The sequence below is a fragment of the Ferrovibrio sp. genome, assembly GCF_025869515.1.
GTDB lineage: Bacteria > Pseudomonadota > Alphaproteobacteria > Ferrovibrionales > Ferrovibrionaceae > Ferrovibrio.
The window spans coordinates 1-13,330 of the sequence record NZ_JAOZVR010000086.1 but is presented as its reverse complement, the minus strand read 5'-3'; the positions used below and the strand labels follow the sequence as shown (position 1 = coordinate 13,330).

Sequence of the window (13,330 nt, the reverse complement as noted above, 5' to 3'; positions counted from 1 at the left end):
CCTGAAGTCAGTTCGGTTTGACCAGCCACAGGCTGGCCGGCCTGGCCTCGGCCACATGGGGCAGGCGGCCGACAATGCTGTCGCTGACCGCGCGGACCAGTCGCGTCAGGGCATAATGGCTTGAAAACACCGGCTGGAAACCGCCGGTCAGCAGCGGGCCGATGGCCTGCTGTTCGTTATAGCCGCGCCAGGCCCAGTCCTGCGGATAGTCGTCGGGCAGGAAGATGTCGTGGATATGTATCAGCACGCCATGGGGCAGCTGCGGCAGCACGCGGTTGAACAGCCAGTCCACATCGGTGCCTGGCATCAGGATATGGCTGGAATCGATGAACAGGATATCGCCCGGCTGCAGCTCAGCAAAGAGACTGGCATCTGCAGTCTGCATGATCGCCTGGTGAAAGCGCACCGGCAGCCCCTGGATCGCGGCCCGCGGCTGCGGATCGATGGCCGTGATCTCGGTCGGCAGACCGGCATCTTTTACTGCCCGCGCCAGGAAACGGGTGGAATGGCCCGAACCGACCTCGACAATGCGGCGCGGCCCGTATTGCCGCACCAGCGTATAGGCTGCCACGGCATCGAGGGTCGGGAACCAGCCCTGATCGAATTTGGGTGACGGGGCGGCGCCGCCCTCTTTTGCGATCGCCAGCAGCGCATCGCCATAATCCTCGGCGCCCCGCAGCAGATCGAGGAAGACCGGCTCGGCGGCAGCAAATCGTTCAGCCAGCGCGGCATAGACCGGCTGGATCGGCGCCACGCTGTCGGCATAGCGATACGGGATGAAGAAGCCCTGCCTGCGCAGGCCGAACAATGTCTGCAGCCCCATGCGGAGCCGCCGCCAGCGCTTCACCTTTGACATCAGGGCCGCAGCACCAGGCCCTCGCGGGCCACGATGGAGCCCGGACGCGCCTTCTGGACCTCGGCGGCAACCTTGTCCATGAACGCATCGTCATGCTCGGGGTCGTGATGGAACACCACGAAGGTCTTCACGCCGGCGGCATCGCACAGCTTCGCACCGGCCTGCCAGGTGGAATGGCCCCAGCCCTTGCGGCAGGCATATTCCTCGTCGGTATACATCGAGTCGTAGATGACGATATCGGCGCCTTCGATCAGCTTGAGAATATTCTCGTCATAGCCTTCCGCCGGATGCTCGGTATCGGTCAGGTAGCAGATCGACTTGCCCTGAAATTCGACGCGATATCCGGTGGCCAGATCAGGATGGCTCAGAGGTCCGGTGCGCACGGTGACGCCCGGCTGGGGATGCAGGACGGCGCCCTGCGGGAAGTCGTGGAAACTCAGGTTGGCCTGGAAGATTTCCAGCGGCACCGGGAAAAGCGGCGAACACATCATCTGCTTCAGCACGCCCTTGATGCCACCGTTATCGGTAACATGACCGGCATGGATGCGGAATGTGTTGCGCGGATCGAAAGCCGGACAGAAATGCGGCAGGCCACAGACATGGTCGTAATGGGTGTGGGTAAAGAAGACATCGGCATCGATCGGCTGCTTCTGGTCGCTCAAAGCGATACCGAGCGCCCGCACGCCGGTGCCGGTATCGAAGATCAGCAGATGCGAGCCGCACCGCACCTCGATAGCCGAAGTGTTGCCGCCATACCGCATCACTTCCGGCGAGCCGACGGCAATACTGCCGCGCACGCCCCAGAAGCGGACGTAAAAATCTTCAACCCCCACCGTGGCCTCCTTTTTCCCGTCAGCGTCGAGGGATGGAGTGCCTTCTGTGCCGACTGAGCCTTGCCGGCTGGCTAGGTCTGTGCGGAAATCTGTCATGGAGAAGATTAAGGGCGGACCAACGGATGTCTCAAGCATTTCTTGCCGAAATCCAAGGTTCTTTAGCGACCATCACATTTTGCCGGCCCGATAAGCATAATGCCTTGGAAATTGGCGACCTGGAGGCCCTCGATTCAGCCCTGATCGGCCTCGCCGGGCAGTCTGATATCCGCACATTGCTGCTCTGCGGTCAGGGCAGGAGCTTTTGCGCCGGGGTCGATTTCGGCGCGGTTGGCGGCCATGACTGGCGCGACAATCCTCTGGAACGCGTCGCCGACCGGCTGGAAAACATGCCCTTCCCCACGCTCTGCGTGCTGCAGGGCGGTGTTTATGGCGGTGGCACCGATCTGGCGCTGGCCTGCGATTTCCGCCTCGGGGCCCGCGGCATCCGCTGTTTCATTCCACCAGCGAAACTTGGCATTCAGTACCATCCGCATGGCCTGAAACGGGCCGTGACCCGGCTGGGACTTGGCTCGGCCAAGCGGCTGTTCCTCGCCACCGAGACGCTGGACGATGCCGAAATGCTGCGCTGCGGTTTCCTGGACTGGCTGGTGGAACCCGATGCCCTAACGGAAAGAGCGCAGGCATTGGCCGCCACCCTGACCGGGCTGGCGCCGCAGGCGGTGCGCGGCATGAAGCAGAGCCTGAATGAAATCGCCGGCGGCCTGTTCGACGAGCGCGCCGCCCGCGACCGCGCCGCCAGCAGCTTCCGCACCGCCGACTTCCAGGAAGGCCGCGCGGCCATGGCGGAAAAGCGCCCGCCAAACTTCAGCGGCCAATAGTCACCAGAGGGAAAGCTGGTCTATCCCTGTAATTAGGGCTGCAGGCGGTAGCCGCCCGGATCGGTGATCAGCAGCCTGGCGGCGCCGGGATCGCGTTCGATCTTCTGGCGCAGGCGATAGATATGCGTCTCCAGCGTATGGGTGGAAACGCCGGCGTTGTAGCCCCAGACCTCGGCCAGCAGGGTTTCGCGCGGCACCGGCCTGGTTCCGGCGCGCAGCAGGTATTTCAGGATCGCGGTTTCCTTTTCGGTCAGCCGTACCTTCTTGCCGGCTTTCTCGTTATCCAGCAGCAGCTTGTTGGCCGGCCGGAAACTGTAGGGCCCGATGGTGAAGACGGCATCCTCGCTCTGCTCGAACTGGCGCAGTTGGGCGCGGATGCGCGCCATCAGCACGCCGAGCTTGAACGGCTTGGTGACGTAATCGTTGGCGCCGGCCTCCAGCCCCATGATGGTGTCGGCCTCGCCGTCGGCGGCGGTCAGCATGATGACCGGCGCGCGCAGGCCCAGGTTCCGCAATTCGCGGCACAGGTCGCGGCCATCCATATCGGGCAGACCGACATCCAGCAGCACCAGGTCGAAATGCTCGCCCGGCGCGGCCTTCAGGGCCGCAGCCGCATCATTGACGCAGAGCGTGGAGAATTCCCGCGTGGTTTCCAGCTGCTCGGCCAGCAGGCCCTGCAGGGTCTTGTCGTCGTCAACCAGAAGAACCCGTTTCGGTCCGCTCATCATATCCCCCTCAGCGCAGCATTGCGGCCATCGCGGTTTGCAGGACCGCACCAGGCTGCGCCATCTGGTCGACAATATCGAAGTGATGCCGGTCCGGCGCCGTGATGGCGGTCACCCGCCCGCCACGTGCTTTCCATGCGGTAACGAAATCGTGTTGCTGCTGCGGGAAAGCCGGCGTTTCCGCGCCGCCGACGGCACAGACCAGCGGCGCCATGGCTGCTGTGCTGGCCGGCAGCAACAGCAAAGGCGAATTGCGCTCGGCCACGGCATCGTCCATGCCCAGCTTGTCATTCAGATAGCATTGCCGGATCGGACGCAGGTCATACAGGCCCGAGATCGAAAAAGCCCCCTTGATCAGATCGGCCGGGGCGGCGGCATCCAGGGCCGGCCAGTCGGTCAGCAGGGCCATCACGGCCAGATGGCCACCGGCGGAATGGCCGCTGACATGGATGCGGCGGCGGTCGAAGCCATAGTCGCCGGCGCGGTGCCACAGCCACAGAATGGCGCGGCGGATCGAGGCCACGATCTGGTCCATGCCCGCTTCGGGCCCGATCGGGTAGTTGAGCAATGCCACATTGGCCAGGCCGTCGCGAACAAAGCCATTGGCGATCTGCGAGGCTTCCCCCTTGCTCATCGCCTGCCAGTAGCCGCCATGGATGAAGACCAGCAGCGGCCGGCCGGGCGTGGCCAGGGTAAACAGGTCGAGAATTTCGCGCGGATGCGGCCCGTAGGCGAGGTCGGCATGATGCGGCAGTTCGGCGCGCGCCCGTGCGCTCTCGGTCGCCCAGCGCGCGATATCCTGCGGATGCGTCGGGACAGCTTCGCGGTTATTATACAGCTTGTCGAGGGTCGCGCGATCCATCCGGACTCCCCCCTTCGGCCGCCTATTTAAAGACGACGGATACGATCTCGTAGGCCTTGGCGCCGCCCGGAGTGGTAACTTCGATATTCTCGCCGGCCGATTTACCGACCAGGGCGCGCGCCAGCGGCGCAGTGATCGACAGCAGCCCGGCCTTGATATCGGCTTCGTCGGCGCCGACGATCTGATAGGTGCTTTCCTCGTCGGTATCCTCGTCGGCCAGCACGACAGTGGCGCCGAATTTCACCTTGTCGCCCGACAGCTTCGATACATCGATCACTTCGGCGCGGCTGAGTTTATCCTCAACTTCGAGGATGCGCGTCTCGATCCAGCCTTGGCGCTCCTTGGCGGCATGGTATTCGGCATTCTCGGACAGGTCGCCGTGCTCGCGCGCTTCCGAGATCGCACGGATCACCGACGGTCTTTCGACCGACTTTAAATTCTTGAGCTCGGCCTCCAGACGCTGGTAGCCGCCGGCGGTCATCGGAATCTTCTGCATCATTGCCTTCCTGTCAGACCGTCAAAAGTAAGCCTGGAGGGGGGTGACCGCAAGGCTCCCTGAGCGCAAAGCCTCGATCGCCCGTACGGCCGCCCTGGCGCCGGCCATGGTGGTGAAGTACGGGATTTTATTCATCAGGGCGGTGCGACGAAGGTCGAAACTGTCGCGGATCGAGGCGGCACCCTCGGAAGTATTGAACACCAGATTGATGGCGCCGTTCTTCATCGCATCGACCACATGCGGCCGGCCTTCCATCACCTTGTTGATGCGCTTGACCGTGATGCCGTGTTCCTCGAAGAAACGCGCCGTGCCGGAGGTGGCCACCAGTTCGAAACCCATGGCGACCAGCCGTCGGGCGGCATCGACCAGGGCCGGCTTGTCGCCATCGCGCACCGAGATGAACACGCTGCCGGCCAGCGGCAGGACCGTGCCGGCGGCCAGCTGCGCCTTGGCGAAGGCGGTGCCGAAATCGTGGTCGATGCCCATCACTTCGCCGGTCGATTTCATCTCGGGGCCGAGGATGATGTCGACACCGGGGAAGCGCGCAAACGGGAAAACCGCTTCCTTGACGGCGATATGGTCGACCTTGTTTTCATGCAGGTTGAAGCTCGCGAGCTTCTCGCCGGCCATCACGCGCGAGGCGATCTTGGCCAGCGGCACACCGATGGCCTTGGCCACAAAGGGCACTGTGCGCGAAGCGCGCGGATTGACCTCTAGGATATAAACCACGCCATCCTTGACCGCATACTGCACATTCATCAGACCGACGACCTTGAGCGCCCGCGCCAGCGCCTCGGTCTGGCGCTTGATATCCTCGATGATCTCGGGCGCCAGGCTGTAGGGCGGCAGGGTGCAGGCGCTGTCGCCCGAGTGAATGCCGGCTTCTTCGATATGCTCCATCACGCCGGCGACGAACTGCGTCTCGGCATCGGCCAGGCAGTCGACATCCACCTCGATGGCATCGGACAGGTAGCTGTCGATCAGCACTGGCGAGTTGCCCGAAACCTTCACGGCCTCGGTCATGTAGCGTTCAAGCTGCGTATTGTTGCGCACGATTTCCATGGCGCGGCCGCCCAGCACATAGGACGGCCGGATCACCACCGGATAGCCGATTTTGGCCACCACGGCGCGCGCCTCGTCTTCCGAACGCGCGATGCCGTTGACCGGCTGCTTGAGGCCGAGCTGCTGCAGCAGCTGCTGGAAGCGTTCGCGGTCCTCGGCCAGGTCGATGGCATCCGGCGAGGTGCCGAGGATCGGCACTTTCGCGGCTTCCAGGCCGGCGGCGAGCTTCAGCGGCGTCTGGCCGCCGAACTGCACGATCACGCCGAGCAGCGTACCCTTCGACATCTCGACGCGGACGATTTCCAGCACGTCCTCGACAGTCAGCGGCTCGAAATACAGGCGATCCGAGGTGTCGTAATCGGTCGACACGGTTTCCGGATTGCAGTTGACCATGATGGTCTCGAAGCCGGCTTCCTTCAGCGCATAGGCCGCATGCACGCAGCAGTAATCGAATTCGATGCCCTGGCCGATGCGGTTCGGACCGCCGCCCAGGATCATCACCTTGGTGCGATCCTGCGGCTGCGCCTCGCATTCGGCATTGGGACCGAATTCGTAGGTCGAATAAAGATAGGGCGTGCGGCTGTCGAATTCAGCGGCGCAGGTATCCACCCGCTTGAACACCGGCACCACACCGAGCTTGCGGCGGGCAGCCGAAACTTCGGCTTCCGTGCCCCTGGTCAGCTCGGCCAGGCGCGCGTCCGAGAAGCCCATGCGCTTCAGCGCCTGCAGGCCATCGGCATCCTTCGGCAGGCCGCCCTTGCGGATGGTTTCTTCAGTCTGGATCAATTCCTCGATCTGCTCGAGGAACCACGGATCGTATTTGCAGGCGGCGTGGACCTCGGCAATGCTCAGGCCATGGCGGAAAGCCTGCGCGATCACCAGCAGGCGATCCGGCGTCGGCTTGGCCAGCGCCGCCACAATGGCTTCCTTGCCATCGGGCTCGTCGGCATTGGGGATCGCCACCTCGTTGAAACCGTTGAGGCCGGTTTCCATCGAGCGCAGCACCTTCTGGATGCTCTCCTGGAAGCTGCGACCCATCGACATCGCCTCGCCGACCGATTTCATCGACGTATTCAGCAACCGGTCGGTGCCGGGGAACTTCTCGAAGGTGAAGCGCGGCATCTTGGTGACGATGTAGTCGATGGTCGGCTCGAACGACGCCGGCGTCACGCCGGTAATGTCGTTCATCAGCTCGTCCAGCGTGTAGCCGATCGCCAGCTTGGCGGCGACCTTTGCAATCGGGAAGCCGGTCGCCTTTGATGCCAGCGCCGACGACCGCGACACGCGCGGATTCATCTCGATCACCACCATGCGGCCATCGGCCGGATTGACCGCGAACTGCACGTTCGAGCCCCCGGTCTCGACACCGATCTCGCGCAGCACCGCCATCGAGGCGTCACGCATGATCTGGTATTCTTTGTCGGTGAGCGTCAGCGCCGGCGCCACGGTGACGCTGTCGCCGGTATGCACGCCCATCGGATCGATATTCTCGATCGAACAGATGATGATGCAGTTGTCCTTTTTGTCGCGGACAACCTCCATCTCGTATTCCTTCCAGCCGAGTACCGATTCATCGATCAGCACTTCGGTGGTCGGCGAGGCATCGAGGCCGCGAGTGACGATTTCGTCGAATTCCTCGCGCGTGTAGGCAATGCCGCCGCCGGTGCCGGCCAGCGTGAACGACGGCCGGATGACCGCCGGCAGACCCACGGTGGGCAGCAGCGCGCGGGCTTCGTCCAGCGTATGGGCGGTGCCCGAGCGCGGCATGTCGAGTTTCAGGCGGTTCATCGCCTGGCGGAACTGTTCGCGATCCTCGGCCATCACGATGGCTTCGCGGCTGGCGCCGATCAGCCTGACGCCGAATTTCTTCAGCACGCCCTGCTCGTCCAGCTTCATCGCCGTATTCAGCGCGGTCTGGCCGCCCATGGTCGGCAGCAGCGCGTCGGGCCGCTCCTTCTCGATCACCTTGGCGACGATCTCGGGCGTGATCGGCTCGATGTAAGTCGCATCCGCCAGACCCGGATCGGTCATGATCGTGGCCGGATTGGAGTTGATCAGGATGACGCGATAGCCTTCCTCGCGCAGCGCCTTGCAGGCCTGCGTGCCGGAGTAATCGAACTCGCAGGCCTGGCCGATCACGATAGGACCGGCGCCGATGATCAGGATGCTTTTGATGTCAGTACGTTTGGGCATGATTCACCAGGGAGCGGGCGGTTAAGATCAACCGCGCTTCTGCTCCATCAATTTCGCGAAGCGTTCAAACAGATAGTGGCTGTCCTGCGGGCCCGGCGAGGCCTCGGGATGATACTGCACAGAGAAGACCGGCTTGTCGGTCAGCTTGATGCCCTCGTTCGAGCCGTCGAACAGCGATACATGGGTGCGCACCACATTCTTGGGCAGACTGTCCTCGATCACGCAGAAGCCGTGATTCTGGCTGGTGATCTCCACCTTGCCGGTTTCCAGGTCCTTCACCGGATGATTGGCGCCGCGGTGGCCGCGCTCCATCTTGCCGGTTTTGCCGCCGAGCGCGAGCGCCAGCATCTGGTGACCGAGGCAGATGCCGAACACCGGCTTGCCGCTGTCGACCAGCGCCTTGATGGTCGGCACAGCATAGACGCCCGTGGCCGCCGGATCGCCGGGGCCGTTGGAGAGGAACACGCCATCCGGCTTATACCGCAGCACATCCTCGGCCGTGGCATTGCCGGGCACCACGGTGACCTTGCAGCCGGCATCGGCCAGGCAGCGCAGGATGTTGCGCTTGATGCCGTAGTCGATGGCAACGACGTGGAATTTCGGATTTTCCTGCCTGCCGTAGCCCTTGCCGAGCTGCCAGCGCGTCTCGTCCCAGCCATAGGTCTGGCGGCAGCTTACCTCGGCGGCGAGATCCATGCCTTCCAGGCCCGGCCAGGCTTTGGCCTTGGCATGCAGGGCCGCGAGATCGAATTTGCCGGCCCTGTTATGGGCGAGCACGCCGTTCGGCGCGCCGAGATCGCGGATACGCCGCGTCATCGCGCGGGTATCGATGCCAGAAATGCCGACCAACGCGCGCAGCTTGAGCCACTCGCTCAGATGCGTGGCGCTGCGGAAATTCGACGGGCTGGTGATCGGTGCGCGCAGGATCAGGCCGCGGGCGGCGATGCCCTGGGTTTCGATATCCTCGGGATTGGTGCCGACATTGCCGATATGGGGGAAAGTGAAGCTGATAATCTGGCCGGCATAGGAGGGATCGGTGAGGATTTCCTGGTAGCCGGTCATCGAGGTGTTGAAACAGACCTCGCCCACGGTATCGCCTTCGGCACCCAGCCCGTGGCCCCAGAACACGCTGCCATCGGCCAGCACCACGACGCCGGTATAGCCCGGTCCGGGCGGTGCGGCGTATTTCGGGGTCTCGGCCATGGGAAACTCCATTACTCGGTCTGGCAGGCAGGCTTCAGGCCGCAAAAAACCACCGGAGGCGGGCGCATCCGGCGGTACGGCACAGCTATTCACGATGATTGCGGCGGCGGCGGGCGCCGCTTCAACCGAGGCCGGAACATATCAAACCCCCCGCCCCAGTCAACCCCGGCATAAAGGTTAAAAGCTGAGCAAAATCAAATATTTATTCCTTTTGCACCCGCGAGGCGTCTGGGCTATGCTGCGCGCCTTTCAAAAACCGCTCCGATTCCGTTACCGCTGGGGGACCACTGATGCTGCGCGAGACGCTCAACCAGGCGCTCAAGGACGCCATGAAGGCCAAGGATGCCCGCCGCCTGGCGACGCTGCGGCTGATCCTGGCTGCCCTGAAGGACCGCGACATTGCCGCCCGTACCTCCGGCGACGACCGCACCGGCATCCCGGATGACGCGATCCTCGCCCTGCTGCAGACCATGGTGAAGCAGCGCCGCGAGTCGATCACCCTGTACGAGCAGGGCAACCGGCAGGACCTGGCGACCCAGGAAAAGGAAGAAATCGCCGTCATCGAGGGTTTCCTGCCCAAGCAGCTGACCGAGGCCGAGATCGAGGCCGCGGTCAAAGCCGCCATTGCCGAGGTCGGCGCCCAGGGCATCAAGGATATGGGCAAGGCGATGGCCGTGCTGAAGACGAAATACACCGGCCAGATGGACACCGCCAAGGCAGCGGCTATCCTGAAAAGCCAGCTGAGCTGAGCGGCGCCGAGTCGGCCGAGTCGCTCGTTTTCAGGGCCGGTAAACCCACTTGGGAGTACGATGGCGTTTCCCGATTCCTTTCTAGAGGAAATCCGCAACCGGGTGCCGCTCTCCGGTGTGGTCGGCCGTTCGGTGCGGCTGATCAAGCGCGGCCGCGAATTCACCGGACTCTGCCCGTTCCATAACGAGAAATCGCCGTCCTTCACGGTCAACGACGACAAGGGCTTCTTCCACTGCTTCGGCTGCGGCGCCCATGGCGATGTGATCGGCTACGTCATGCGCAATGGCGGCCTCGCCTTCCCCGAGGCCGTCGAACAGCTCGCCATGGAGGCCGGCCTCGAAGTGCCGCGTGTGCGGCCAGAGGATCGTGAGAAGGCCGACCAGGTCGCCACGCTCGGTAAGGCGATGGAAGAAGCCACCAGGTGGTTCCAGGCCCAGTTGCAGGGCAATGTCGGCAGCGAGGCGCGTGCCTATATCCAGAAACGCGGCCTGAAGCCGGAGACCATCGAGCGCTTCCGCATGGGCTATGCGCCACAAAGCCGCACGGCGCTGAAGGAAGCGCTGCTGGCACGCGGCATCCCCGAACCGCTGCTGGTCGAATCCGGCCTGTTGATCAAGCCGGAAGACGGCGGGCCGAGCTATGACCGCTTCCGCCATCGCGTGATGTTCCCCATCGGCGACCGTCGCGGCCGGGTCATCGCCTTCGGCGGTCGCGCGCTCGATCCGGATGCGCCGGCGAAATATCTCAATTCGCCGGAAACCCCGCTCTTCCATAAGGGCCGCAATCTCTACAACCACGCGATTGCGCGGGAAGCCGCCCGCGAAAGCGGCACGGTTGTGGTGGTGGAAGGCTATATGGATGTGATCGCGCTGGCCCAGGCCGGCATCGACCATGCCGTGGCTCCGCTGGGCACAGCCCTCACCGAGGAGCAGATCGCGCTGCTCTGGCGCCTCTCGGCCGAGCCGATCCTGTGTTTCGATGGCGACAATGCCGGCATCCGGGCGGCGATGCGGGCCGCCGACCGCGCCCTGCCCCTGCTGGAGCCAGGCCATTCCTTCCGTTTTGCCATCCTGCCCGGCGGGCAGGATCCGGACGATCTGGTGCGCGCCCAGGGTCGCAAGGGCATGGACGAGGTGCTGGCCGCCGCCCTGCCCATGGTCGATATCCTGTGGCGCAAGGAGACCGAGGGACGGCCGCTGGATACCCCGGAGCGCCGGGCCGCCCTGGAGGCCGCCCTGTTCGGGGTTGCCGGCCAGATCAGGAATCCGGCGGTTCAGGGCCATTACCGCGACCATTTCCGCAGCCGTCTGCGCACCCTGTTCGCCCCGACCCGGACCTGGACACCGAACCGGCCAGGGTTTGGCGGGGGCAACCGTCCCCCCGGACCCTGGACCCGCCCGCCCGAGGGCGACAAGGGCCCGATGGCCAGCAATCTAGAAAGAACAGAAAAGGCCCTTCTGGCTGCCGTGGTGATCCATCCCTGGCTGCTGGAGGAGCACGGCGAGGCCTTTGCCGGCCTCGCCTTTCCGCCGGGGCCGCTTGACAGCCTTAAGAGCCGGATTCTAGAAGAAGCATCCCGCCATCCGGGTCTTGACGGCGAGGCCTTTGCAGCCCATCTCAGGCAGCGAGGACTCGGGCCCGCGCTCGACCTCGTGACTGGCGAGGCCGGCAAGATCTTGGAGCCGTTTGCGCGCCCCGATACCGAGCCGGATAAGGTCGAGCGAGGGTGGTGGCAGGCCGTGCAGCGCTACCGGTTGGCGGAACTGGAACAGGAGCTGGCAGCGGCTGAGGCCGAGTTGGCCAGCAATACCAACCCCGAGGCATGGCAGCGTTTTGTCGCCCTCAAGGCAGAGGTCGGCTCGACGCGCAGCCTGGTCTCGGTATCGGATACAGATTGAGGCCGTCCTCCCGGCAGTTATGGGCGGACGGCTTTGTGTTTTTTAGAGATAGGATTGGTTAGGAACCGGCATGGCGAAACAAGCAGCGGCCCCTGACACCGCGGAAGCTCCTGAAAAGGAAGAGACCGTCGATACTCCGTTGATCGACGCATCGATGGCAGCGATCAAGCGCATGTTGGCGAAAGCCAAGGAGCGCGGCTACGTCACCTATGACGAGATCAATGCCGTGCTGCCGCCCGAGCATGTCTCGTCGGAGCAGATCGAAGACACGATGGCGATGCTGTCCGAAATGGGCATCACCATCGTCGAGTCCGAAGAGCAGGACGACGCCGCCGCAACCGGCGAAAAGGACGAGGCGGAACAGGAAGTCGAGGCTGATGGCGAAGTTGCGGCCACCGCCCCGGCCAAGGCCGAGGTCGACCGCACCGACGATCCGGTGCGCATGTATCTGCGCGAAATGGGTTCGGTCGAGCTGCTGTCGCGCGAGGGCGAAATCGCCATCGCCAAGCGCATCGAGGCCGGCCGCGAGAAGATGATCGGCGCGATCTGCGAAAGCCCGCTGACCATCCAGGCCATCGTGAAATGGCGCGACGACCTGGTCGACGGCAAGATTCTGCTGCGCGACGTCGTTGACCTCGAAGCCACGCTGGGCGGCGGCGCCGAGGAAGCCGCAGCCGGCATGGTGGAAGGCGAAGAGGAAGACGGCGCCGAACCCAAGATGGTCGAGCCGAAACTGCCGGTGAAGGTGGATCTGAAGCTGGATGCCAAGTCGGCCAAGGTGCTGGCCGAGGCGACCGGCGCGATCCCGAAGCCGGAAAAGAAAAAGGCTCCGCTCGCCGAAGGTGAAGCCGAAGTCGTCGTCGCGCCGGAAGAACTGGACGAGGAAGACGAGGCCAATCTGTCGCTGGCGGCGATGGAAGCCCAGCTCAAGCCGATGGTGCTGGAAGCCTTTGACGCCATCGCCAAGCATTACAAGAAGCTGCAGAAGACTCAGGAAGAGCGTCTGCAGGCCGCTCTTGTGCATGCCGACATGGATGCCAAGAAGGACAAGTCTTATGCCAAGCTGAAGCATGAGATGGTGCGCCTGATGGAATCGGTGCATCTGAACAACACCCGCATCGAGATGCTGGTGGAGAATATGTACGGCCTGAACAAGCGTCTGATGATGCTGGAAGGTCGTCTGCTGCGCACCGCCGAGAGCTACAAGATTCCGCGCGACGAATTCCTCAAGCAGTATGAAGGCCAGGAACTCGATCCGAAATGGCTCGCCAAAGTCGGCAAGCTGAAGTCGCACAAGGGCTGGCTCAAGTTCGGCGAGATGGCCATCAAGGACGTCACCCCGATCCGCGACCAGGTTGCCGCGATCGCCACCGAATTCGGCCTGCCGATCTCGGAATTCAAGCGCATCTACAAGCAGGTGCGCGAAGGCGAGCGCGAAGCCAGCGTGGCGAAGAAGGAAATGGTGGAGGCTAACCTGCGCCTCGTCATCTCGATCGCCAAGAAATACACCAACCGCGGCCTGCAGTTCCTCGATCTGATCCAGGAAGGCAATATCGGCCTGATGAAGGCGGTCG

At 63.7% G+C, this 13,330-nt stretch carries 11 protein-coding genes; 4 read left to right on the top strand and 7 right to left on the bottom strand.

Annotated features, from left to right (window positions below):
* Positions 1–7: 7 nt before the first annotated feature.
* Together OJJ21_RS13900 and OJJ21_RS13895 are read right to left on the bottom strand one after the other, a co-directional pair.
* Entirely contained in the window at positions 8–856 is an 849-nt protein-coding gene (locus OJJ21_RS13900; protein ID WP_297687176.1) for a class I SAM-dependent methyltransferase, read from the bottom strand.
* Positions 856–1,689, bottom strand: a complete 834-nt coding sequence (locus OJJ21_RS13895) for an MBL fold metallo-hydrolase (protein ID WP_297687175.1) — start codon at positions 1,687–1,689, stop codon at positions 856–858. Before OJJ21_RS13895 ends, OJJ21_RS13900 begins: the two co-directional genes overlap by 1 nt.
* Before the next feature lie 32 nt (positions 1,690–1,721).
* Between OJJ21_RS13895 and OJJ21_RS13890 the strand changes: the two genes are divergently transcribed.
* Positions 1,722–2,567: an enoyl-CoA hydratase-related protein gene (locus OJJ21_RS13890; RefSeq protein ID WP_366092990.1), complete on the top strand. Its 846-nt coding sequence runs from the start codon at positions 1,722–1,724 to the stop codon at positions 2,565–2,567.
* 32 nt (positions 2,568–2,599) lie between these two features.
* Here the strand turns inward: OJJ21_RS13890 and OJJ21_RS13885 are convergent, their stop codons facing one another.
* From OJJ21_RS13885 to carA, 5 genes are read right to left on the bottom strand one after another with little or no spacing between them, the layout of a single operon-like run.
* Positions 2,600–3,292, bottom strand: a complete 693-nt coding sequence (locus tag OJJ21_RS13885) for a response regulator transcription factor (RefSeq protein ID WP_297687212.1) — start codon at positions 3,290–3,292, stop codon at positions 2,600–2,602.
* A 10-nt stretch (positions 3,293–3,302) separates the two neighbouring features.
* Positions 3,303–4,154, bottom strand: coding sequence for an alpha/beta hydrolase (locus tag OJJ21_RS13880; RefSeq protein ID WP_297687173.1), 852 nt, complete (start codon positions 4,152–4,154; stop codon positions 3,303–3,305).
* Positions 4,155–4,176: 22 nt separating this feature from the next.
* On the bottom strand, positions 4,177–4,650 hold the full coding sequence (greA, locus tag OJJ21_RS13875; RefSeq protein WP_297687211.1) for a transcription elongation factor GreA: 474 nt from the start codon (positions 4,648–4,650) through the stop codon (positions 4,177–4,179).
* Positions 4,651–4,671: 21 nt separating this feature from the next.
* Entirely contained in the window at positions 4,672–7,905 is a 3,234-nt protein-coding gene (gene carB, locus OJJ21_RS13870; protein WP_297687172.1) for a carbamoyl-phosphate synthase large subunit, read from the bottom strand.
* A gap of 27 nt (positions 7,906–7,932) precedes the next feature.
* Positions 7,933–9,108 (bottom strand): glutamine-hydrolyzing carbamoyl-phosphate synthase small subunit, encoded by a 1,176-nt coding sequence (gene carA / locus OJJ21_RS13865; protein ID WP_297687171.1) that lies wholly within the window; start codon positions 9,106–9,108, stop codon positions 7,933–7,935.
* A 290-nt stretch (positions 9,109–9,398) separates the two neighbouring features.
* Here carA and OJJ21_RS13860 point away from each other — a divergent pair, with 290 nt between their 5' ends.
* From OJJ21_RS13860 to OJJ21_RS13850, 3 genes are all read left to right on the top strand, one after another.
* Complete coding sequence (locus OJJ21_RS13860; RefSeq protein ID WP_297687170.1) at positions 9,399–9,857, top strand: GatB/YqeY domain-containing protein; 459 nt, start codon at positions 9,399–9,401, stop codon at positions 9,855–9,857.
* A gap of 60 nt (positions 9,858–9,917) precedes the next feature.
* Complete coding sequence (dnaG, locus tag OJJ21_RS13855) at positions 9,918–11,756, top strand: DNA primase (RefSeq protein WP_297687169.1); 1,839 nt, start codon at positions 9,918–9,920, stop codon at positions 11,754–11,756.
* Positions 11,757–11,826: 70 nt separating this feature from the next.
* Positions 11,827–13,330: RNA polymerase sigma factor region1.1 domain-containing protein (locus tag OJJ21_RS13850; RefSeq protein WP_297687168.1), on the top strand; the 1,504-nt coding region annotated here is incomplete at its 3' end.